The sequence below is a fragment of the Vibrio sp. T13N genome (genome assembly GCF_032970445.1).
GTDB lineage: Bacteria > Pseudomonadota > Gammaproteobacteria > Enterobacterales > Vibrionaceae > Vibrio > Vibrio diabolicus.
This window is the reverse complement of record NZ_JAWJYE010000001.1, coordinates 462,669-487,057: the sequence shown is the minus strand read 5'-3', so window position 1 is coordinate 487,057 and position 24,389 is coordinate 462,669. Positions and strand designations below refer to the sequence as shown.

Genomic DNA, 24,389 nt, shown 5'->3' with positions numbered 1-24,389 from the left:
TGTGCCGAGTGGAATAAAAAAGCCCCAATGATTGGGGCTTGAGTAAAGCGAAGTATGCCGTTTAGAAATAGTGGAAGATCGGCGGTTCATGCATCAAGAAGTTTTGATGGGAGATGTTCCACGCATAGGCGCCCGCTAAGGTAAACACAACATAATCACCAATATCGACGTGGGCGACGGGTTGATTGCGTGCCAGCACATCTTTGGGCGTACAAAGCTGGCCGACAAAGGTCGCTTGTGCATGCTGAATTGGGTGAGAAATCTCATGGTGTTGCTCGCTTTTCAGGATGACGAATGGATGATCATGGCTCTGCGCTGCTGGCGTGCGGAAATGGTGGGTTCCTCCGCGCGCGATGACAAAGTTTTCGCCAAGATTTTGCTTAATATCCAGCACTTCCATGACGTAATAACCACATGCCGCCGTGATGAACCGTCCGCATTCAAAACGCAGTGTCCAATCTTGCACTTGCTCTTTAGCGATGAGGAATTCCAACTTGTCGCAAAACTCCATCCACGGAAAGTGTTGCTCAGGGTTTTGGTAGTTGATGCCCATGCCGCCGCCCAAGTTGATCATCAGCTCACCGAGTTCGAACTCCTGTTGCCACGCTTTCACGACTTGGAAATAGCGCTGCATTAACGCTAAGTGACGTTCAACATCAAGCTGATGCGACATCAAGTGAAAATGGAAGCCTTTCAGTGACACTTGCGGAAAATCGCGCAGCAACATCAAAGTATTGCTCAGTTCGGATTCGTCCAAACCAAAAGGAGTCGGCTTGCCGCCCATTGCCAACTTGCTGAGCGTGATGTCGCCAATATCGATGTTCATACGCAAAAAGATCGAAGCAGGGCGGTTGAGGCGCTCGGTTAGGGCACCAATGCGTTGCAGCTCAGTGAGGCTTTCGACGTGAATCGCATCGACATCAAGTTCAATCGCTTGTTGCAATTCATTTGGCATTTTTCCTGGGCCGCCGAAGATCAATGGCTTATCGAGTTGTTGCTGGTGGAGGTGTGCCAACTCCCCACCAGATGCTGCTTCAAAACCATCGACATACGGCGCGAGCGTTTTGAGAATCGGGCCCGATGGATTGGCTTTGGCCGCGTAAAATAGCTCGACATTTTTCGGCAAAACGTGACGCAGTTGTTTGATGTGTTCTTCTAAGGCGTTTAGGTCATACAAGTACGCGCACAAGGGTTGATTTTGCTGCTGTGCGAGCGTGTGAACTTGTTGGCTAACGCGTGTCGGTAGAGAGAGGGAATTAGGCATGTTGCGCTCCTTTTTCGTGTTGCTGCCAAGGCGTGGCGACTTGGGTATAGCCCGACTCTTTATCGGCTTTTTGCATCAAGCGCGTGGTGAAATTATTTTTGCTTGGGAAGTGACCGCCATTCAGCAACGCTTCTAGTTCCGGCTGTTTTCCATTCACGGATTGCCAACGCACAATGGCACTTTGCACCGCATTCCACAGCGTTTGCTCTAGTGGTTCATCACCTTCTGCGATGAAGAAAATCGCTTCGCTGATGTTGTTGATAAAGGTGCAGTATCCGATGCGATTCCAGCCTTGTTCGCGACTGTAGTAAACCGATTGTCGCGCGCGTTCAGACAAGTCAGCTAATGTTTCTGCTGGCCAGAACTCCGGCAGTAATTTAGTGCCTTCCAAATCACGAATCCAAACACAACACGGCATCTCTTGCTCAAAGCCAATCAAGGTGTTTTGCAAATGCGGCTCAAACGCCACCCCGTGTTTGAAGTAGTAGTTAAACACACCCGGAATTAGGCAATGCAAATAGCGTTCAAACCACAGTGTCGCGATGTCGGAATAGCGATTTTGCGTAGTACGCGCTTTGTTTTTAAGGCGTTGAGCAATGCAACTGTTGCCGTTTTTGTCGTAAGCAAACAGAGCGCCAGCGAGGGTTGGTTTTAAGATATCGACTTCGCTTAGCGAGAAATTTTCGCGATACAAAATCCCAAACGATTCGCGCGCTTTGGTGTTGTCGCCCCAATTACGCTCAGCGACGCTTTCTAGATTCAACGTGGTGGCGTAAGGCTCTGTCATCACTTTAAATACGGGGTTGTGCAGCTGTTCGTTTTCTCTAATTGGTTTAAGAATCGACGTGAGCTGCACGGCGCTGTCGAGTTCGTACCACGCGTTTTTGCGCACGCAATTGGTTAATCGTACGTTGATGGAGAATTTTGCAAACCAGTCCATGTCTGGGTGGTAGAGGGTACGAACTGAAGAGGTCGGCTGCATCTTTTCACCACCTAAACCCAGTGGCGTGATCTTGCCTTGCTCAATGGCACGCTTCACGCTTGGGGTGCTCAAAATGGTGTAGCTTTCCCAAGGATGGCAAGGGTAGAGGGTCTTCCCATTGCTGGTGGTGTGTTGTGGCGCGAGCTGTTGTAGCATGCGCTGCGCAGGGTTAGCGTCTCCGTCGGAACTCAGCACATCAAGTAAGGACGTATCCACTTCAAACCAGTACAACGGCACTTGCGCGCCGACTTCTGGAGAAAACGCCAAGAGATCATCCATGGTGACGCCCGAACGACTTTTTGGGGTCGGATGGAAAGTGTGCCCCCAAATCAGAGATTGTTCCGAAGCGATAAATTCGTTGTGATGCGATTTGGGTGCGACGTTGAGAAACTGCTCGGTAACCAGCACGCTATTTTCCAGTTGTTCGATCAGCTCATGGTTAAATGGGATCGCCAACACCTGCTTGAGATAGTTAAGCAAAAGCGTAAGAGTTTGCGTGGCATCCAATTTCGCCCAACCAGATCCCGGCATTTTCGCCCAAGGCAGTTCTGCCAATTTGATTTTGCCCAGTTTGCTCGCGTAGTGAATCGGCAAAACCAACACGCCATTTTGTTGAGACAGATGAACGGCTACCCGTTGTTTGGCGGAATAGTTGCGTTTTAACGTTTGGGGCAGCGATGTCGATTGGTAGTGCCATTCCACTTGTTGATTCGGTAGCGCAAATTCACGTAAGTAACAATTAAGAACACCCATTATCGTGTTGAGTTGGGCCTTCTCCCGATTGAGCTCCACATCATGCGCGCGCAACTCGCTAGTCTGAGAGGATTGAGTTTGTAACATGTTGATTTCCAAATTTTGAATGGAGAACCAGCGCGATCAAGGTGATTACGCTGACTATCGCAGAAAGTAGGAAAGGAACCTCAAGTAGCCCCAAGCTAGAAATGAAAGAAGCGCAAAATCCCGCCGCCACGCCACCCCATTTGGACATGGCATCAAAGCGAGAAAATACTTTGCCACTGAGTTTGCGATCCAGATTGCTCGCAAGATGCTGATGCAATCCGTGATAGCAACACACCATCGCGATGCCGAAGATAATTCTCGCAGCAATGAGTGCGGTTTCGGACGCAATCAAATGCAAAGCAGAGCTCACGGCCAGCAATGCAAACCCGAGCCACAACGTGCGCAGCGGTTGATGGCGATTCAGCCCATCTGACAACACGTGGATTTTGCCTGCCAGCAACAGATAGAAGCCATGCGGCAGTGCGTACAAAAAACCGATCCATGCGTGGTTAGTGATGCCATATTGCTGCACAAACGGCGAGAAATAAGGAAAGGTCACCACCATGGAAAATGCAAACCCGAACTGAGCAAAGAAGATCCAACGAATGGCATGCATTGCGTTTTTCTGTGCAACCGGTTTTTCTTGCTGAGATTCTGAGTTTGGCTTTTCGAGGTTTCGTTCGGCGGGTTTATCCGCAGGCAGTGTTAGCGTGATGCCCATAGCAATTAAAGGCAAAACGCATAACCACAGGTATGCGTTGAGCGGGTTGGTCTCTGACAAGCTCCAGCCGAGCCCAATGGGCGCAACGATCAGCGCCAAGCGAGCAGATAGTTGGGTTTTATTGAGTGACTTGCCGAGTGTTTTGGCTTCTTTAATTTGACTAGATAAGTAGCTGTTCGAGGCGGCCATGGTGCCGCCAAAGGTTCCTTGAACAATAAGACCAAACACAAACATGGCGAGGTTGTCTGCCAAGCCGCACAGCGCAAACCCTGCTGCAAGGCCAAGTTGCGCACGCAAGAGTGAGCGGCGGCGACCGTAGCGATCGGCAAAGTTGCCCCAAAATCGCGCCGCCAACGCAGTACAAAACGTGGGTAGGATAAACAATACCCCTGCCCAGTCCGCATCAATGCTTGCGCCTAACGTTGGCAACACGACGGGTAGAAATAGCGGCATACCTAACGCGGCAAACGCAGCGATAAAGTGGCACAACAACACACTGTAGATGAGTTTGGTCATAATCGTTTAACGTACGCTTTTTTTGATGGCTTCTAAGTAGGCGCGTTGCGCTTCTTCGCTAGAAAGCAGCAAGAAGTTCGGAGCCGACAAACCATAGAACTTATTGATGTCACTCGCGCCGGAGGCCTCTTTCGAGAGCAAACTGCCAGAGCTCAACAAGTACTTGGCGTACAAATCAGGCGCATCTTGCAGTAACTCGCGTGCCAGTTTTGTTTCTAACCCTTCGCCTTCCAATCGGTTGAGTTGCTCTGCAATGCTTTTGGCCACGATGGCGTAAAGCGATGCTGAAGAGGCAATGCCCTTCGCTGCCATGGCTTCTACAATCGCTGCGATATCCAATTGTAATGTGATGGTGGTAAACATCTGACCGAGCGCCAATTCATTGTCGACTTTGATGCGTTGGTCGAGCAGTTCATCGCAATCCACTGGAATTGTTCCTGCGCCCTGTTTTTGGGCTGCATGCTCTGTTGCAAAGTGGAAGTGCTCTGGCCAAATTCGCGCTGCGTCGTTGTCTTTCATCGCGAGCGTCATTTTGCCCTGTTGATCAAATGCAACGATGGCGTTTTGCTGGTTGGACTCCAATGCGATGCCATAACGAAGCCACAAGGTGAGGTGCACTTGGCATAATAGGTCGACGTAATCTTGGAACCACGCCAGCGTATCTTGTTGATAGTACTGCTCTGCCAAATGTTCTAAGAACAAGCGGTCGTCAGGCATTGGGCTTGCCAGTGCGGCAACCGGAACTAACGCTTTATCTTTGCAATGAGTAAGTGGGTACTCACGTACGATGTACGCGAAGGTTTTATCCTCGCCGACGTGTCCACCGTGTTTTTCGTTGCAATGGAACAAGCGACTGTTTAAGTCGGCGTCCGTTTGTTCAAGGTGGCTGAGTAGGCGTTCAAACCAGTGGCCGTCATACAGTGTTGAAGGCTTGATTAAGCGAATATTTTTCGTGCCTAGCGAGCGCATGATCAGCGGAACTTTGATGTGAATATGCGGCGCGTCGTTGACTACCACAGTACGAACGGAAAGCGTTGGCGTCACGTCTAGGTACGTAAACGGCGCTTCTATCATGCCTTCGGGTAAGGCTTCTAAAGAGCGAAGGGTGAGCGGATGCGCAGGGAACAGTACGTGGCTCAGTGCAAAATCAGCAGGAAGCCCCACTTGCTCCATCGTCGGCCAGCAATCAGGTTGTTCGCTGGTTAATGTCACCAGTGATTTTTCAATCGCAATCCAATGCAGAGCAAAGCTTTGTGCGAACTCGGGCGCGTACTCAGCAAGGTCTTCATCGCTCAGACCAAACTTCGCACGCGCAGTTGGATAGTACGGGTGGTCAAGGTAAGAAGCGATCTGGTCGGCAAGCAGCAGTTTTTGATGCCAAGAGCCAAGCTTGGATATTGGTTGAGAAATGTGGTCGGCGTGGTGACGAAACGCTTGGTCACACAGTGCTTTGTGTTTCTCTGCGCATTCCAGCTCTTGAAGATAGCCCGCCAACAATTCGTGAGAGCTCTCATGCGCCAATGTCGTTAGTAGCGCAATCCACTCTTGATAATGCTGCTGATGCTCGACTTGGCCATTTTTCTCCACCCACCAACCTAGCGGCGCTTGGCCATTGGTTTGGCCGTAACACCAATGCTGCATGTAATACGTTGGCACAACAGGTAAATAGAGCGTGAAATCCGGATTATCAAAGGTTAGCCAGACTTGCTCGCGTTGAGGAACAATAACCCCTTTTGGTGCGGCGCTACTGAACTTGGCGTTCGATAAAATGCCAAACATGTCTTCGCGCAGGCAAGTATCGATCAATCGTTGGGTTAGGTATAAAGCGTTGTGATTCATGCTGCCACCTCGCGAGTCGGAGCTAGATTGAAATTGCTAAGCGCGTTCTGCAGCGCTTGGTCGAGGTTTCGCCCCGATGGCGAGACAATCGAAATTCGGGCGAGATAATCCTTGTTGGAATAACTCTGTTGGAAGAGTTCTCCTGCGTTTTTTAGTACTTGTTGCTGGGTGATGACATCGCCATCGTGTTGGATGAAGGAGGTCGAATCTCCATCAATCACACCACTGTGCTCCGCAACCACATAGTGCACGTGTGCTGAGCCATGAATTTGGTAATCGCCATCCAATCTTCGGCCCAAATGCAGACCTAAAATTGTGCTAAACCAACCGAAGTGAGCGAGATTGTTGAGCAAGAATTCGCGACCGTCCCCAATGCTGCGGTAGTTAATTTCCACCAGAACTGGGCCGTTTTCCGTGATGATAAATTCGCTGTGGCAAGCTCCAAAACCAACGCCGAACGCTTTCAGTTGAGCCAAACAAGCTTCTCGGTGAGCAATGCCGTTTGGTCCGTTCCAGTCTGCGGCTGTTTCGATAAAGTAAGGCGGCTCAGAGAGCGACACATCAAAACCGCCGACGGCGATAAGGCGCTCACCATCTCCCAGAGTTTCGAGCGTAACCAAAGGTCCTTGAAGGAATTGCTCCACCAGAATGGCGGCGTTTGGGTGTTTTTGCCAAAACGCATCGCAGTATGCGTCGAGCTCGCTTTGGGAGTCACAGTGCTGCACATCCAAACTCGCCACGCCTTCTTTGGGTTTTGCTACGACAGGGAAGGCCATGCCTAATGCCACATTCGAATGCCGGTGCAACAAACAGCTTTGTGTGTTGGGTAGGGCTTTTTCATTCAACACTTGTCGAGTTAAGTGTTTGTTTTTGGCCTTTAACGTGACAGACCAATCTTTGGCCGGTAGACCAAAAAATTGTGCGCATATGGCGGTGGAAGTTTGTAAGTGATCACTATTGCTGAAAATAGCGTCGGGTTTTAACTCATTCTCAGTGATGGTTTCGATGATCTCCAAGGGATTGAAGACATCGCACTCTAGAATGGCATCCGGATTAAAGTGACTATCACGACTTGCCAGCTCTAAATGGCTGAGCTTGTGATCGGTGATAAGAACGACGTGGAGGTCCATCGCTTTAGCTGCAGGCACGAAGCCGTGAGTGACTGCATCATTAACGACATGACTTACGATAATCATCGTAGATTTCATGAGCTTTCCTAATTTTCTAACATTTCCTAACGTTGATACTGTCTGCTCACAGTCGGCTTCCAATGTGCCTCTCGCGAGGCTACGGGGCAGAAGGTTTGGTCTTTATTGTTATTGTGTTTGATTTTTTGTTGTTGCTTGTGTTTTTAGGGTAAATAAATATAGAGCATAAAATTAATATTGCAAATGTAAATAATATTTGTTCTTATTTCTATCCGTTGGCTTTATAACAACTAAACGGAATTATGGAATGAATAAATTATTGACCCTGACCCCTTTGGCGGTCGCGATTGGTTCTTCACTAGTGGTACCAAGCGCAGTGGCTTCAGAAGAGACAAACTCAACCCCATCGGCAACCGAAACCATTCAAGTCTACGGACATCAGTACGAAGGTTACGCTGAACATATGCCTCAATCGGGCACCAAAACGGACGTCGAGTGGCTTGATGTGCCGCAAGCGGTCTCGGTGGTGACCAAAACAGAAATGCAAGATCGCGGCGCGGTGCGCTTAGTGGATGCGTTAGATGGGGTGGCTGGGGTCAATAACACCTTGGGTGAAGGCAGCCGCGATCAGTTCATGATCCGTGGTTTTGATTCACTCAATGATATGTACCGTGACGGTATGCGAGACGACGGTACGTTGCAGTCTTACCGCAGCTTGGCGAACGTTGAGCGCGTTGAAATTGTGAAAGGCCCGGCAGGCGCGCTGTATGGCCGTGGCTCGGCAGGTGGCATCATCAACTTGGTGACGAAGCGCGCAAACGGCGATAACTTCACCCACGTAAAAGGCAGTGTGGGCAGCAACAGCCAGTATGTTGGTCAAGTCGACAGCTCAATGGCGTTTTCCGACAAGGTCAACGGACGTATTAATTTGGAATACCGTCAGGCCGATTCTTACGTCGATCATGTTGATTCGAACGATTTCTTCATCGCGCCGACCATTCGCGTGTTGCCAGCGGACGGTCACACCATTGATATTGACGTTGAATACGCCCATCAAGAATTAGTGCCATATCGTGGTGTGCCATCAAAAAATGGCAAGCCAGTTGATTTGCCAGTGAGTACTTACTTTGGTGGCACGAACGATTATCAGGAGTCGGACAGTCTTCGCGTTGCAGTGGACTACGAATGGCGTTTGAACGATCAATGGGTATGGAACAACCGAGCGGCGTTCAACCATATCGAACTTGAGCAAAAAGGCACGCGTCAGGGCAAAGTGACGGGCAATGAAGTGTCTCAAACCGTGAATAACTTTGGCTACGACCCTCGTACTACAACCACTTTGCAATCTGAGCTGATTTGGGAAACCAACGACAACCAATTGATGTTGGGCGCGGATTTCAACCAAATTGATATCGACCTGACGTTGGCAAGTGACAAAACGCTTCCTCCGCAAAATATCTACAACCCAGTTGTGGGCCCAACACCCGATCCGGGCTTCAAACCATTCCGTGACAATACCACCACAACCACGGGTGTGTACGTGCAAGATGTGTACACGTGGGGCGACCTTTCTTTGATCGGTAATGTGCGCTACGACTCGATGGAACTCGAACAACAAAAAGCGGGTTCAGGTAAGGAAAAATTGGACGATGACAAAGTCAGCTATCGCGCTGGTTTGGTATACCGCATCAATTACGACACATCCGTTTACGCCAGTTTAGCGCGCTCTTGGCAGTTGCCGTACGCAGGCATCTACATCAATCCAAAGTTGGCGGAATTCTTCCATACCGACTTAAAAGAAGTGGGGGCGAAAGCGTACCTGCTGGATAACGCATTAATGTTGAATGCGGCACTGTTCCAGATTGATCAAGAGCAGCCACAAACTAACGTAGACGGCGATGTGATCGATAAAATTGAAGTGCGTCACCAAGGCATTGAATTAGAGGCTCGCGGTCAAATCACCAAACAGTGGGACATCTCTGTGGGTTACAGCTATTTGGATGCGGAAGACAAAGCCACAGGCAAAAAGCCGAACGATGTATCAGACCACTTGTTCTCTCTTTGGAGCACTTACCAATTGGATGACAACTGGCGTTTAGGCGGTGGTGTGAAGTACGTGGGCGATCGTTACGCAGGTAACGACGAAGCAGTCGCACTTGGCGATTACACAACGGTGGATTTGATGGCGGCGTACACCACTGGTCGTCACAAAATCCAAGCGAACGCTTACAACATTTTGGATGAGAAATACATTCTTGGCGCAACAAACGGCACGTCTGGCTTAAACCAGATTGGCTACGGCGCACCAGCCGAGTTCATGCTCAGCTACGGATATCAGTTCTAGGCTTTTTGTGCGTAGTTAGCGCCTGTTAGCCAATTTTTACCTCATATTGAGGATGTTTAGCCCCGAGAGCCTACGGGATGTATTCTGCCCGAGGCTCAATTTCTCGCAAAGGAGATCTTAATGTCTTACCAGAATTTGGATGGTAAAGTGCGTGTACGTGCTGGTTTGTCTACCACTTACAGTGTGCTTGCGATTGCAATCGCTTCTGCCACATCCATGAGCGCGGTTGCCGCTCCTGCTAAAAAAGAACAAACTACCGCGATGGAAACCGTCGTTGTCACTGGTAGCGTGATTGGTAACTCTGAAATTGAAGATGTCAAAGAGTACCCAGGTGCTCGTACCGTCATTACCCGCGATCAAATCGAGAAAACCGCCGCAGGCTCGATTGATAACGCGCTACAGCGCGTGCCGGGTATTAAAGTTCAGGATGAAAGCGGAACGGGCGTATTGCCTAACATTTCTGTACGTGGTTTGAAAGCAAGCCGTAGTGGTCATGCTCAGTTCTTGATGGATGGTGTGCCGCTAACGCTCGCGCCATACGGCCATACTGGTCAGTCTATCTTCCCAGCAACACTGTCGATGCTTGATCGTATTGACATTGTACGCGGTGGTGCCGCAGTACAGTACGGCCCAAACAACGTCGGTGGTGTGATCAACTTAGTGACCAAACCGATTCCACACACGTGGCAAACTGAAATCAGTAACCGTCTTACCGTGTTTGATGGCGGTGATGCGCCGCTGAATGATTTTTACCTGCGCACGGGCGGCTGGTTAAGCGACACGTTTGCACTGCAGTTGGAAGGTAACTTCCTAAAAGGTGAAAGCTTCCGTGAACATTCCGATACGGACGTGAAGAACTTTCAAGCTAAAGCACAGTGGCTATTGAGTGACACTCAAGAGATTCAAGCATTCCTGCAACGTTACGATGCTGAAACGCAAATGCCGGGCGCACTTTCGCCACAAGATTACGAGCAAGATCGTCACCAATCGAAACGTCCTTACGATGATTATGAAGGTAAGTCGACGCGCTGGAGTGTTAAGTACATCCACGATTTGCCATTTGCCGACAGTGCCGAGCTAGAAGTGCTAACGTTTGGTCATAAGTCAGAGCGTCTTTTCAAGTGGGGCTTTAACAGCGCGGGTGGCCATTGGGCGGATCCGGCTTTGCCAGCGACGGACGTTCGTACCTCTCCACGTGAATTTACCGTGTATGGTATAGAGCCAAAAATGGCGATGTACTTTGGCGAAGGTAAATCCGTTACTCAAAACTGGATCGTGGGTACCCGTTATGTTAACGAAGACATTGACTACAAACTCACTCAGACTCCAATCGCCGGTGGTGCAACCAGCGTTCCGCGTGATTGGCATTTAGATACGGACGCGTTTGCTGGATACGTTAGCAACGAAATTGGTTTGTTCAATGATACATTGAAGGTAACGCCTGGGTTGCGTGTTGAGTCGGTTCGAATGACGTTTACCGATCGTGGTAAAAAACAAACGGCAGACAACACCGTGACGGAATGGTTGCCAGGTTTGACGGTGGCATACAACTTAACTGACCAGTGGGTGACGTATGCGAACGCGCAAAAATCACTTCGTGCGCCACAAATTGCCTACATCCGAGGTTTGGGTGAAGAAGGTAGCGAACTGGCTTGGAACTACGAAGTCGGCGCGCGTTACACCCAAGATGCGACCAGCTTTAACGCTGCACTTTATCGCATCGACTTTGAAGATCAATTGCAATGGCAAAGCTCAACGCAGACCTTCGATAACATCGGAAAAACACTTCACCAAGGTTTAGAACTTTCTGCTCGTTACGTGCCTGAAGTTCTACCTGCTCTGAGCTTGGGCGCAAGTTACAACTACCTCGATGCCACGCTTGAAGAAGAAGGTGCGAATAAAGGTAACCAGCTGCCTTACACCTCTAAACATCAACTTGGTTGGGATGCGACCTACGCGTTTTACGGCATGGACACCACGCTATCGGGCTTCTACTTCAGTGATTCGTATACCGATAACGCCAACACCAGTGCCGAAGATGCAACAGGCGCAACGGGTAAAGTACCATCTTACATGGTATGGAACTTCAACTTGGGGACGGATTTATACAAAGACGACAAAGGCCAGTTACGCATGAATGTTGCGGTGAACAACTTGTTTGACGAGGAGTATTACTTCCGCGGGATTGATACAAGCCCAGTTGGTCGGTACCCAGCTCCGGGACGCTCTTACACACTGGATCTGAACTATCAGTTTTAAGCGTTTCGTTCACCGAGTTTGAAAAGAAAAGTCGCCAATTTACCTTGGCGACTTTGCCGATCTTAGGTACTGGAAAACTCTTAGCACTGGAAAAAAGCAAGATGAAAAATAAAAAACAATTTACGATCAAACACTTTTCAACCGTTTTGCTGATGCTACTGAGCTCAGCTTTGATGTCATTTAGCGCATTTTCTCAGGCGCGCAGCGTGCAAGATGAGCAAGGCACGTTTGAGCTAGAAGCGATACCTCAACGTATTGTGGTTTTAGAGTTTTCGTTTGTCGATGCATTAGCGGCAGTCGATGTCTCACCGGTAGGCGTTGCCGATGACAACGATGCCACACGAGTTATCCCTGCTGTTCGAGCCAAGATTGAACCTTGGCAATCGGTCGGCATGCGCTCACAACCGAGTTTAGAGGCGATTGCGGTGCTCAAGCCGGATTTGATCATTGCTGATGCAGAACGTCATCGTGCGATTTATCAAGATTTGCAGCGAATTGCGCCAACCTTGCTGCTAAAAAGCCGTGGTGAGACATATCAAGAAAATCTCGAATCCGCACACAAAATCGGCGTGGCAATTGGCAAACAAGCGAAAATGACACAACGAATTGAGCAGCACAAACAGACAATGGCGGAGTTCAAACAGCATTTTGCGACACAAGAAACCATTCAGTTTGGTGTGGTTTCTGACAAAGGGATGTGGCTGCATAGCCCGGTTTCTTACGCTGGGGGCGTTTTGAGTACGCTGGGCATCCAAAGCCCGCTGGCTCCATCTGAGCAAAAAGCGTATATCCCAACCAGTTTCGAACTTTTACTAAAAACCAACCCTGATTGGTTGTTAGTTGGACTTTACTCTCAACCAAATATTGTGGATGAGTGGCGCAAAAACCCATTGTTTAGGTTGCTAACTGCTGCGAAAAAACAGCAACTGGTCGAAGTCTCTCCGGAACTGTGGTCATTAAATCGCGGCATGTTGGCGGCGGAAGAAATTGCCCGCAACCTTGAAGCGTTATTGGGGCGCTCATGAGTGTGTCGATAATCTCAGAAAGCCCGTCTTCGGTTAGCAAATCGCATTGGAAAGCGAGCTTGTTTGTCTGTGCTATGGCGTTGTGTACGCTCTCAGGCTATGCAGCCTCAATGATTGGCTGGTCCAACTTTTCTTTGAGCGTTAATGATCTGACAAGCTATTGGTTTGCGTTTGATGAGGGCAATATGCTGCATCAAATTCTTGCGACGTTGCGCGCTCCTCGCACCTATGCTGGGTTATTGATTGGTGCTTCGCTTGCGGTATCCGGTGTGCTGATGCAAGGGTTAACTCGCAACCCTTTGGCGTCGCCATCCATTCTCGGCATTAATGCTGGTGCGGCGTGTTTTATGGCCTTGGCCTCCATCGGCGTACCATTCTTTAGTCAATTGAACCCAATCATCAACGCAGTATTCGGCGCGCTACTAAGTGGTGGTGCGGTCATGTTGTTGGGTGGTTTTTTCTCTGCGCGTTCTCACCCGTTGCGTTTGGTGTTGGCGGGCATTGCCATCAGTGCGCTGCTGATAGGGTTAACTCGTGCGTCGGTAATTTTGGCGGATGACATGGCTTACAGCGTGTTGCATTGGTTAACGGGTTCACTCTCTGCGGTGGACTCTCAGCAGTGGCAGCAACTGTGGCCTTTTGCAACTTTAGGTTTGGTGCTCGCCATGGGATTAGCGCGAAACTTAAATTTACTCGCATTGGGGGATGAAGTGGCTGTCGGGTTGGGTGGGAACATTCGTCTTACTCGATTAATCAGTGGTTTAGCTGTTGTGCTGTTGGCGGGTACTAGCGTGGCGATTGCTGGGCCAATTGGCTTTGTCGGGTTGTTAGTGCCGCACTTGGTACGCCCGATTGTTGGTCACAACTATCACATTCTCATTCCTGTTTCCGCTTTGTGTGGCGCGGCATTGGTGACGTGGTCAGATGCTTTGTCACGCGCGATTGCCTTTCCGGCCGAAACGCCGGTGGGCGTGATTACCGCACTGTTGGGCACACCTTGCTTTATCGCGATTGCAATGAGGAAATCATCATGATGAATCAAACCAAACTGTTTGTATTACTTGGATTGTTGCTGATTGCGTCTTCTCTCACGTTGTTTGTTGGCGCGGCGAATCTATCGGCTCAACAGGTTTTTGCATTGCTGTTTTCTTTCTCTGATTCGGACTTTGTGATTCACCAATATCGACTGCCGAGAATGTTGCTCGCCATTGGCGTGGGCGCTGGGTTAGGGCTGTCAGGCGTTTTAGTGCAAGGCGTCATCCGCAATCCACTTGCCTCCCCAGATTTGATGGGGATAAGCGCAGGGGCAGGGCTGGCGGCTACCGCTTGCTTGGTGTTGTATCCGAATGCGCCGGTGGCAATGTTGCCGATGGTCGCCATGGCGGGAGGCTTGCTTGCCGCAGGCTTTATTGCTGTGCTGGCTTATTGGTCGAAGCCAACACCTGCGCGCTTGGCACTGATTGGTGTTGCTGTCAGCGCATTTTTAGCCAGCGGTATCGACTTTCTTCTAATTGTGCACCCTATCGAAATCAATACGGCGATGGTCTGGCTAACGGGCAGTTTGTGGGGACGAAACTGGCAACAAGTGCCGTTTATTTGGAGTGCTCTATTGCTGCTACTGCCATTGGCGTTTTGGCTGGCATGGCGGTTAGATGTGATGGGACTGGGAGAAGAAAGTGCCACTACACTTGGCACGAAACCAAGACAGATCCAAATTCTTGCGTTGATTGCTGCGGTGCTGCTGGCGAGCGTCAGCGTGTCTGTGGCCGGCACGATCAGCTTTGTTGGCCTGCTTGCGCCGCATCTTGCGCGTTTGCTGTTTGGTCACAACCACAAGTTGTTGATTCCTGCCGCGGCAACCCTTGGCGCGCTGTTGGTGATTTGCGCTGATGGCTTGGCGAGAGGCTTACAGCCGCCGATTGAGCTGCCAGCGGGTGTGCTGACTTCTGTTATTGGCGCACCATATTTCATTTTTCTTTTGTATCGTTATCGAGGTTGGTAAGCATGTTACGAACGCAGAATTTATCCGTCGCGTACGGCAAACAGACCATCATTCCAGATCTCTCTTTGTCGATTCCTCAAGGTAAAATTACCGCGCTTGTTGGCCCAAATGGTTGCGGTAAATCGACACTATTAAAAACCTTGGTACGCATCAATAAACCAGCTTCTGGCGAAGTGTTGTATGACGATAAACCGCTAAGCAACTACGGCGATAAACGCTTGGCGCGTTCGTTGTCTTTACTGCCGCAGATTCTTGTCAGTCCTGAAGGTATTACAGTCAGAAAACTGGTCGAATATGGCCGATCGCCTTATCTCTCTCACTGGGGGCGGTTAAGTCAGCAAGATAAAGCGTTGGTCGAGCAAGCAATGCAAGATACTGGCGTGATTGAGTTTGCTGACAAGCCAGTTGAATCGTTGTCTGGCGGTCAAAGGCAAAGGGCGTGGATTGCGATGGTAATGGCGCAAGATACCGACGTAGTGATGCTTGATGAGCCAACCACTTACTTGGATCTCTCTCACCAAGTTGAGCTGATGAAACTCATGAGGCATATGAACGACAAAGGCAAAACAGTGGTCGTAGTGCTACACGATCTAAACCAAGCCTGCCGTTACTGCGATCATTTGGTGGTGTTGGAAAAAGGTCAGTTAGTCACGCAGGGAACGCCGCAAGAGGTACTGACAGAAGGCATGTTGGCATCGGTGTTTGATTTACAAGCGAGAGTATTTAACGATCCAATTTCAGGCACGCCGATGTGTGTGGCGGTGTAGGTCTTACGTCTTTCGAAAGCTATCGGCAATAAAACGTCGAGCCATAAAAACAAACCCCGCTAGTAACAAAGTTGCTAGCGGGGTTTGTTGTTTTTAAGAGCGTTCCTAACGTGGCGTTTAAGCCAGTTTAAACGTTGCCACTTTCGAGTTGAGATCCTCGGCTTGCGATTTCAGCTCAGCAGATTGATTCATCGATTCTTCGGCACCAATCACCAAGTGATCGGTCACATCTTTAATGGACGTGACGTTTTGCGTGATTTCATTGGTTACGTGCGTTTGCTCTTCGGCTGCGGTCGCAATTTGCGTTGCCATATCGCTGATCAGCGCAACGGCCGCGTTGATTTCATCCAGAGCCAGTGCTGCGCGATCTGCATCTTCTACCGAACCTTGCGCCAGCTGAGAGCTTTTATCCATGATAGTTACAGCGCGTTGTGTGGTTTGCTGCAAAGTCTCGATCGTCGAGCGAATCTCTTCGGTTGAGGTGTGTGTGCGTTGTGATAGCACGCGAACCTCGTCTGCAACAACGGCAAAGCCGCGACCTTGTTCACCTGCACGCGCCGCTTCAATCGCCGCATTAAGAGCCAATAAGTTGGTTTGCTCTGCGATGTCTCGAATCGTTGATAGCACTGTTGAGATGTCTTGCGCGTGCTGGTTGAGCTCGCCAATAACAACGCTCGCTTGGTTGACTTCAGAAGACAAATTGTTGATGGATGACTTGGAGTTGATCACCAATTCATGACCATTTTGTGTGCTCGCTGAAGAGTCTTGAGCGGCTTTAGCCGTCTGCTCTGCATGTGCTGCAATCTCTTGCGTTGCCGATGCCATTTCAGTCACAGCGGTCGCCACCATAGTGATTTCTTGTTGCTGATGGTTCAGATCAGAAACCGACTGATTAGCGCGAGTCGTGCTCAGTTCTGATTGTTGGCTTAGCTCTTCCGCTTGGTGACGAATGTGACCTATAAGCTGCTGTAAACTTTCAACAAACTGGTTGAAGTTTTCAGCCAGCTCACCAACTTCGTCACGGTTTTCTACTTTGATGCGTTGAGTCAAGTCGCCGCTACCGTTGGCGATTTGCGCAAGCGCATTCGAAACGTTGTAGAGTGGACGGAACAAGATGTTACATAACAGGTTAAACAGCGCCACACAGATGATCACCACGATAGCCGTCGCGATAATTTGATCCCAAACGGCATCGTAAAGTGGTGCAACCAACGAGTTGTGATCCAACACCGTTACCGTCGTGAGCTTGGTGCCCTCAATTGGACGCGCATAAATCACATAATCGGTGCCGCTGATCGACACGCGACGTTCAGTGCCTGAGCGTGCAGCGTTGGTGATGTCGTTGTTGTTTAAGCCCAGTTTGCTAACCGGTTGGTTTAGGAGCTTGCTGTCGTTATGGGTGAAAATATTGCCCTGATCGTTGGCAATAAACATGTAGCCTTCACCCGGAAGGATCACTTGGTTGAGGCTGTTTAAAATATCTCCAATTTCGACATCTGCACCCAGTACAGTTGTTTGGCCGTGCAGTTGTAACGCCTTACCGAGCGACACTACATTCGCACCAGTTGCAGCAGCAACGGTCGGGTTATCCATAAAGACTTTCGATGGATTGGCAATGGCGTTGGTGTACCAACCCCATTTGCGTGGGTCGTTATTACCTGGTGGCAAAACCACCCCATTGGCGTTGTCTTGTGAGCCGTCTGGGTAAGCGAGAAAGACGTTATCAAACGCGCCAGAGTCTCGGACTTGTTTCAAGTGCGTAACCAGAGAACGCTTCTCTGAATCGGAAGAGAGTGACGTCAGTGCTCGCTCTTTTGAGAGTAACCAGTCCTTTACGTATTGATTGTAAGATGCGCTGGTGCTCTCTAGTCGTTGCGCGACTTCGACATCCAGTCTGTTTAATGAATCTCGAAAAGACAGCCCTTCTACCAGCACTCCCCCGAGAATGATGGCAGCACTGGCAGAGATCGCCAGTTTGTTTTTTAATGATAGATTTTTGAACATAAAGCGAATAATAGATCTTTGAATAATAGTTGTTGTGTTTTTATTCTCATCAGGACTCACCGAGCCGTTGAATATGCAGCAGAAAGTCAGATTCGAATCTGTTCAATAATTATATTTTATTGCTCAAAATAAATACTGACTCCATGTCGCGATTTTGAGTTTTACATCAAATAAGAAAAAGGCTTTTAAGCTGTGTTATTTATCTATTTGTAAAGTAAGGATTTGTCTATTTTTGTAAATGATAATTGATTTCATTAAAGGGTGATTTGCGTCACGTTTGAGTGGTAAATAATCCATTAAAAATGTGAAGGTCATCGAACGAGGATTATATTGATCGGCTTAATCATTGTTATGGGCAATAGTTATGCGCAGTATATTGTTAGTCCCCGCGTTATTACTGTCAGGGTGTGCTCTGACACAACAATCGACGCCGATTCAGCCTGACGCCAATTGGCATGTCGACCAGTTATCGAACGGTATGAAATACCATCTTTACCCAACAAAAGACCAAGAAGTATCGGTCCGCTTGGTTCTGAATGTCGGCTCATTCCAAGAAGAAACCAATCAAAAAGGTTACGCTCACTTTGTTGAGCACATCGCGTTTAATGGCAGCACGCATTTTACCGGCAATGACGTTGTTAAACTTTTCGAGCAATCTGGTGGTAGCTTTGGTGCTGATATCAACGCCTTTACCACTTATCAGCAAACTTCTTACCAACTTGATCTTGCCAATAATACAAAGCTGGAAGATGCCCTGAAGTGGATGAGAGATATCGGAAACGGACTTCAGTTTGCTCCTGAACAAGTAGAGAAAGAAAAAGGGGTGATCCTTGGTGAATGGCGACGTGCTAACCCGGATGATAAGTCCTTTTCTATGCATGCTTATCAAGCGTCGATTGAAGGCACTATGTATGGTGAGCACGACCCAATTGGTACTCGCGAAGCGATTCAAAATGCCTCATCAAGCAAGCTAAAAGCGTTTTACGACAAGTGGTACCAACCACAAAATGCCGAGTTGGTTGTGACCGGTAATATCGACGTGGATTCACTGTCCAATATTATCAAAAACAAATTCTCGAACTGGGAAAGCACCTCGGATACCGTAATAGAGAAGCGCCGCGATATTCGAGTGAACAACCAAAACCGAATCTTGCCAAGTAACACGATGGAATCACCAAGCCTTCATTTAGTGATTGAGCGTGGTCTAAGTGGCAGCACTACGATTGAACAACAGCATCAAGTGTGGCGTGATGAAGTCGCAACACAGCTAATTCAACAACGTCTGATTCGTGTACTTAATGATGCCGCTGAACCTTTTCAGTATGCTTATGCCCAGCCTTACTACTCCAACTACCAGCGCATGATGTCGGCAGGTATTTCGTTTGCGCCTGAGCGTCGTGAACAAATGCATCAAACTTTCATCAGCACGTTGGCGTCACTGAGAGATTATGGTGCGACTCAATCTGAGTTAGAGAGCATCATGTCAAATTGGCAAGGTGAGCTCGCAAATATTGATTCAGACTGGGACCAGCGTAAGCCAAACAGTTACGCAGAAGCGCGCGTTTTCCAAATTGACCAAGGCGGTGTGAGTCAATCAAAAGAGAGTTACGCCCAGAGTTTGTCTGAATTCATCAACAACGAGAATCTAGAGAGCATTAACACGCAATTGAATGCCTTGTTGTCTGAGCAACCAATCTTTGTGATTGGGTTGGGGAAAAGTGAAACGTTAGCTCAGTTCAATGATGTATTTACCGATCTATACAGTGCCTACCTCCAAACGGGCGAAAAACCGTTAAAGATGTATGACAAAGTGGATGGATTCTTACAGCCTACTCAAGAAGGTACCATCACCAGCATGCGTCAGGAAGCGGGTGGCTTTCAAGTTTATACGCTATCAAACGGTGTCGAAGTGTGGTTCCAAAAAGATGCCAAAGCGGGTGGTCGAGCTTATATTTACTATGCGAGCCAAGGTGGTAAAGCCGCCGTTGATCCAGCGTTATATGCTGCGTATGAAATCGCCGCAACGACGGCGATACGCAGTGGGTTAGGGGCATTTTCTGGTTCAGAGTTAGACAGTTACTTACGCAAAAATAACATTGCGCTTAGCGCGATTCTTGATGCGACCAGTCACGGTTCACAAATTACCGCGCCAACAACGCATTTAACTTACGCGTTGAATGGACTATACAACCTAGCGACGGAGATTAAAGTCGACGAGCGCCAGATGGCGGCAGCAAAGCAAGAGTTTAAACAGCAGAGTGGCGCTTTTTTTGAATCGCCGATGGGAAAACTGATTCAGAAAGCAAACGGCAATTCTTATTTGCCGGGTAGTCGTCATCGTATAGTGTCCAGTGATGATGTTGAACAAGTGACTTCCGAGCAAATACTGGCGGTGCATGAGCAACTTTTCAAAACCAATGATGGTTTTAAGATGGTCATTGTGGCAAATGTCGAGCCGGAAGAAATTACGCCACTCTTGCGTAAGTATGTGGCCTCCATCGAGATGAAACCGGGTCGTTCGATTGATTACCATGTTGCGTTCAACACCGACGTGCCGGCGCGAACAGTCGTTGCGGATGGTCATGAACCTTCATCCTTGTATGTAATGCGTTTGACTAACACGAACGATTACCAACGTACGGCAAGGGATACGGTTATCGAAGATATTTTGCAACGTATCAGTAATGCGCGTGTCTTGGATATTGTGCGAGAAGAGTCTAGTCTCGATTACAGCCCAAATATTTACACCGTGACGCAAGATCGCGAACCAATCTCTGATTGGCTCTTGGAATCTCAAGTTGAGCCCGAAGACGTGGCAGTTTTAGATAGCAAGTTAGGCAAAATGTTTGATGACTTGGCTTCGAACATCACGCAAAAAGAGGTGGATACGGCAGCGAAGCAATTGGCGGTAGCGATGCAAGGATTAGATGATAACCCTGCTCAGCGCGCATGGTCGTATACTCGCTACTTGGTGCATGATTACGGCGTCGATGTGTTACTTGACGTTGAAAACGCGGCTAAGAGTGTGACATTAGAAGAAGTGAAAGCGCATGCGAGAGCGGCTTTTGGTCCACAAGCAAAGCGCTCGGTGATGATTTTAAACCCGGCCGAATAATCACTGTAGCTTCTGACGAAGCTCGTGTCTCTAGTAATAAAAAAGACGGCGTGAAAGCCGTCTTTTTTATGCACTTTAACCAAAGAGTTTAAGCTGATTTACGCGCAGGTCGCTTTTCATTGTTGGTATTGTTTTCTTTCGTGCTGGCGTTCTCTTGAGTCTTCCCTTTCAGTGTCACCACTTCTTTTTCAGGTAATTCGGCCGCTTCACCAAAGAATTTACCACCAGGTTCGATGCTGAGGTTATTACTCCAGATCCTCCCACTTACACGTCCCTTGGCAAGTACTTGAATGTGTTCTGCGTGACAGTTACCATCCATCATGCCATTGATGATCAGTTGCTTAGCGTAGATCTCACCGTTTACTCGGCCGCTTTCTGCAACGACGAGAGTGCCTTCTACATTAATTTGACCATCGACGATGCCATCAATCTGGACATCGTTTTCTACTTTGAGTTCTCCGCTAACAGCACAGCCTTTGGCGATGAGAGTTGAAGCTGCTGAGCTACTCGTTGTTCCACGGTTTTGATTAAAGATTCCCATCGTATTCTTCGCTCCTTAGTAAAAATGTCCTCGAAATCATTGAGGCTCCAATCGACAAATGGCTTCGGATTCAGTGCTCGCCCAACAAAACGCACCTCGTAGTGAAGGTGAGGGCCAGAAGAGAGCCCACTGTTGCCGGAAATTGCAATCAGTTGCCCTTTTTTGACGAACTGACCGCTTTTTACTTTGAACTTTTTCAAGTGCGAATAAGAACTCGAAAAACCGAAAGAATGTTGCAGCCTGAGGAAGTTACCAGAGCCTTTATTGCTGCGGCGGGTGACTTCCACAACCCCATCTGCTGGGGCATAAACCTTAGTACCGGTATTCACGGCAAAATCGAGCCCGCGATGCATCTTAGCGACTTTTGTCACCGGATGAATGCGCTTACCGAAGCGAGAAGAGAGCCGCGCTTTACCGACCGGAGACCCGCTTGGTATTTGGTTTAACAACACCATGCGAACGTTCGACGTAATCGCCGCCGCATCAAGTCGGGCATCCAAATTATCCGTGGTAGTATGTTCTCCAACTCCAAGGACTTTCTCTAACTCTCCCAAACGCTCCGAAACAAGTTGTACTCGTTCTTCTCGCTCTGAGAGATCACTTTCCAGCTCGGATTTTAATGCTTTCAGTGTGCTGAGCTCTTCACCCATAGTGCGCGAATGTTCTGTCAATTCAGCTTGTTTTAACGCGGCATTATCGACGCGAGTGTACAAGTGATGAATTAAGATCGCGGTTGCGGCCAGAGCAATGACAAAAAAGCATAAAAACGTTTTTAGATTGCGTTGCATCCTTTTACTGAAGTACCAATGTCTGGAGCCATTGATGGTTGATATAGAGATCGTCAACTGGTCTTTCATCGTCTTCTACTGCTCGTATCTGGTATACGTCTCGTCACTGAGTTAATGGGAATGTAAGGAAAACGAACGGGGACCGCTAGAGGCAAATTGGAAAGAAGTGTCAGGCCGTGAGGCGTTTTCAGATATTAGATAAAAGAATCAATAAAGATTTAATATCCTAGCGCTTTTGGTCGTAGTTACTCCAAATCGCTTTATTGAACTGAAGATTTTGATTTGTAAGGTGGTTATCCGAGAAATTAGATTGTGAATATTGCCAATAGCATCCTCACGCAATTCAACTTACTTCACGGTTTACCTTATAAATGTTGGATAATTTATCAAACCGACATTCATTATATCGATAACTTGTTTATGATAGCGGTCGATATAAAAGTGCTATTCAAAGGCTTTAAACCTAAGCGTGATATTTCGCTTAGGAACACATAACTATGACAACGGAGTTGGTCGTGAAAAAACTACTATTGGCTACAGCAGTGGTCGCAGCTGCAGGGGGCGCTGGCTACCTGTACCAAAACAATACTACCTCGAGTGATTCAGTATCACTACTTTCGCAAGTTCCTGCGGATTCGCTCATGGTGACGTATCAGACGGAACCTTTTAATCATTATAAATACATGAATGCATTTGGCACGGCTAACCAAGGCTCGATTGCTGAACTTTTTGCCGATGAACCACTTTCTCCACAGCAACAGTTTGCCGTTAACTTGTTTGATGGATATCTGGAGAGCGCTGCATCGCCAGAAACGTTAAAAGCCTACTTAGGTACCGGAGAAAACATTAATCCTGTGTTGTACACAATCGGTATGGTACCAGTGTACAAATTGAAGATTGAAGACCCTGCCGCGTTATGGAAAACATTGGATCACGAAGAGCAGATGAGCGGTGCTAAGCACGAGCTGGTTAAACTTGGTGAAGTGGAGTTTCGTCGTTACGAGATGACAGATTCGGTTGACCCGCAAGATGGCATTGGCTTGGTTGTTGCCGTGGTTGACAACGTACTTACGTTAACGGTTGATATTCCGCAACTGGGTGTTCAAAACCCGCTTAAAATGGCATTGGGACTTGAGTCACCAAGTCAAAACATTGCGGAGAGTGGACGCCTAGCGGCGTTGCAGGCTAAATACGGCGAAAACAATAACTCTTTCGGTTACTTTGACCACCGTGAATTGGTTAAAGGTTTGACGACGAAAGATGGCAATATCTTTGCGCGTCAAGTCAGCATGCTGGATGCCATTGATCCTGAGCCGACTATTCAGGAGATGCGCTCACCAGCTTGTCATACAGAACTTACTCAAGTTGCAGAAAACTGGCCTCAATCCGTCGCATTTGCGGAATACAAGTTGAAAGGCGAGCAGGCATTCATTAAAGGTGCTTTTGTTGTTGAATCGAAAAATAAAGTGATTCTAGATGCGCTTAAGTCGATTCGTGGCGTTTTGGCAGAATCGAACAATGATAAGAGCTTCTTTAGCATGGCGCTTGGTTTAGACATTAATACGCTAGCGCCATCGATTGGTCAGATTTGGAGCGACTTGACTCAGCCTCAGTACCAATGTTCTTTATTGACACAAATGCAGCAAGAGATGGGTGGCCAAAACCCAGCCGCAGCTGTGAGCATGGGCTCCGGCATGGTTAACGGCCTGAAAGGATTAAGCCTGCAAATGTTTGATATCCACGTTGACACTAATGCTCAGCACGGTGAAGTATTTAGCCAGCTAGATGGTATGTTATCTCTATCTGCCAATGATCCAATGATGCTGATTCAAACCGCGCAAATGTTTGTCCCTGAACTTGCTCAATTACAAATTCAGCCGGATAACCAGCCTGTTAATGTCAGTGACCTGCTAGAAATGCATACAGGCTTGAAGATGGATGTGTTTGCTCGCTTAAACGAAAACCATTTTACGCTCTACAGTGGTGAGAATGCCGAAGACGCGAGCAAAGAAGTGATGGCACAACCACTTTCTCCAAATGGCTTGTTCAGTTTTGACTTCGATTCAGAACGCATTTTGGAAGTGTTGGAAAGTGCGTCAGCCGTGACTGGTGAGCCGTTACCTGATGATGTTATGAAAAGCTTACAAGGTGAGCTTGTTGGTGGGATGACGATGGATGTAACAGATCAAGGTATTGGTTTTGAGTTTGATTACCGTGGTGCGACCAAACCCGTGACGGTTGCACAGCAGTAAAACATCGAGTAGAAAAAGGCGGCCAGTGCCGCCTTTATTTCA

General features: G+C 48.3%; 16 protein-coding genes. 8 read left to right on the top strand and 8 right to left on the bottom strand.

Going from position 1 to position 24,389, the window contains the following annotated elements; all coding sequences use genetic code 11:
• Positions 1-61: 61 nt before the first annotated feature.
• From R2S67_RS02150 to R2S67_RS02130, 5 genes are read right to left on the bottom strand one after another with little or no spacing between them, the layout of a single operon-like run.
• The gene (locus R2S67_RS02150; RefSeq protein ID WP_203527841.1) at positions 62-1,264 is read right to left on the bottom strand and encodes a type III PLP-dependent enzyme; all 1,203 of its coding nucleotides are present in this window, start codon (positions 1,262-1,264) and stop codon (positions 62-64) included.
• On the bottom strand, positions 1,257-3,086 hold the full coding sequence (locus tag R2S67_RS02145; protein ID WP_203527843.1) for an IucA/IucC family protein: 1,830 nt from the start codon (positions 3,084-3,086) through the stop codon (positions 1,257-1,259). The genes R2S67_RS02150 and R2S67_RS02145 overlap by 8 nt, the downstream gene beginning before the upstream one ends.
• Positions 3,058-4,263: an MFS transporter gene (locus R2S67_RS02140; protein WP_047009667.1), complete on the bottom strand. Its 1,206-nt coding sequence runs from the start codon at positions 4,261-4,263 to the stop codon at positions 3,058-3,060. The genes R2S67_RS02145 and R2S67_RS02140 overlap by 29 nt, the downstream gene beginning before the upstream one ends.
• Positions 4,264-4,269: 6 nt before the next feature.
• Positions 4,270-6,102, bottom strand: a complete 1,833-nt coding sequence (locus R2S67_RS02135; protein ID WP_203527845.1) for an IucA/IucC family protein — start codon at positions 6,100-6,102, stop codon at positions 4,270-4,272.
• A complete protein-coding gene (locus R2S67_RS02130; RefSeq protein ID WP_203527848.1) occupies positions 6,099-7,310 on the bottom strand; it encodes an acetyl-CoA carboxylase biotin carboxylase subunit family protein in 1,212 nt (403 codons plus the stop codon). The genes R2S67_RS02135 and R2S67_RS02130 overlap by 4 nt, the downstream gene beginning before the upstream one ends.
• 247 nt (positions 7,311-7,557) lie before the next feature.
• Between R2S67_RS02130 and R2S67_RS02125 the strand changes: the two genes are divergently transcribed.
• The 6 genes from R2S67_RS02125 (at position 7,558) to fecE (ending at position 15,647) form a co-directional block, all read left to right on the top strand.
• Positions 7,558-9,594: a TonB-dependent receptor gene (locus R2S67_RS02125; protein WP_120459634.1), complete on the top strand. Its 2,037-nt coding sequence runs from the start codon at positions 7,558-7,560 to the stop codon at positions 9,592-9,594.
• 120 nt (positions 9,595-9,714) lie between these two features.
• A complete protein-coding gene (pvuA, locus tag R2S67_RS02120; protein WP_317341919.1) occupies positions 9,715-11,853 on the top strand; it encodes a TonB-dependent siderophore vibrioferrin receptor PvuA in 2,139 nt (712 codons plus the stop codon).
• Positions 11,854-11,954: 101 nt separating this feature from the next.
• Positions 11,955-12,878, top strand: coding sequence for a Fe(3+) dicitrate ABC transporter substrate-binding protein FecB (locus tag R2S67_RS02115; RefSeq protein ID WP_317341918.1), 924 nt, complete (start codon positions 11,955-11,957; stop codon positions 12,876-12,878).
• A 74-nt stretch (positions 12,879-12,952) separates the two neighbouring features.
• Positions 12,953-13,912 (top strand): FecCD family ABC transporter permease, encoded by a 960-nt coding sequence (locus R2S67_RS02110; protein WP_236579292.1) that lies wholly within the window; start codon positions 12,953-12,955, stop codon positions 13,910-13,912.
• Entirely contained in the window at positions 13,909-14,880 is a 972-nt protein-coding gene (locus R2S67_RS02105; protein ID WP_317341914.1) for a FecCD family ABC transporter permease, read from the top strand. Before R2S67_RS02110 ends, R2S67_RS02105 begins: the two co-directional genes overlap by 4 nt.
• Positions 14,881-14,882: 2 nt before the next feature.
• Positions 14,883-15,647 (top strand): Fe(3+) dicitrate ABC transporter ATP-binding protein FecE, encoded by a 765-nt coding sequence (gene fecE, locus R2S67_RS02100; RefSeq protein WP_005500016.1) that lies wholly within the window; start codon positions 14,883-14,885, stop codon positions 15,645-15,647.
• 117 nt (positions 15,648-15,764) lie between these two features.
• On the opposite strand, the gene R2S67_RS02095 is transcribed toward fecE, so the two are convergent.
• Positions 15,765-17,651 carry a methyl-accepting chemotaxis protein gene (locus tag R2S67_RS02095; RefSeq protein WP_317341907.1) on the bottom strand — a complete coding sequence of 629 codons (1,887 nt, stop codon included), beginning with the start codon at positions 17,649-17,651 and terminating at the stop codon, positions 15,765-15,767.
• Positions 17,652-18,015: 364 nt separating this feature from the next.
• Here R2S67_RS02095 and R2S67_RS02090 point away from each other — a divergent pair, with 364 nt between their 5' ends.
• The gene (locus R2S67_RS02090) at positions 18,016-20,766 is read left to right on the top strand and encodes a M16 family metallopeptidase (protein WP_317341906.1); all 2,751 of its coding nucleotides are present in this window, start codon (positions 18,016-18,018) and stop codon (positions 20,764-20,766) included.
• A gap of 88 nt (positions 20,767-20,854) precedes the next feature.
• Here the strand turns inward: R2S67_RS02090 and R2S67_RS02085 are convergent, their stop codons facing one another.
• Together R2S67_RS02085 and R2S67_RS02080 are read right to left on the bottom strand one after the other, a co-directional pair.
• Positions 20,855-21,307, bottom strand: coding sequence for a polymer-forming cytoskeletal protein (locus tag R2S67_RS02085; RefSeq protein ID WP_074190324.1), 453 nt, complete (start codon positions 21,305-21,307; stop codon positions 20,855-20,857).
• Positions 21,211-22,164, bottom strand: a complete 954-nt coding sequence (locus R2S67_RS02080; protein ID WP_005395595.1) for a M23 family metallopeptidase — start codon at positions 22,162-22,164, stop codon at positions 21,211-21,213. The genes R2S67_RS02085 and R2S67_RS02080 overlap by 97 nt, the downstream gene beginning before the upstream one ends.
• A gap of 428 nt (positions 22,165-22,592) precedes the next feature.
• Between R2S67_RS02080 and R2S67_RS02075 the strand changes: the two genes are divergently transcribed.
• Entirely contained in the window at positions 22,593-24,347 is a 1,755-nt protein-coding gene (locus R2S67_RS02075) for a hypothetical protein (RefSeq protein ID WP_208623554.1), read from the top strand.
• Positions 24,348-24,389: the final 42 nt, after the last annotated feature.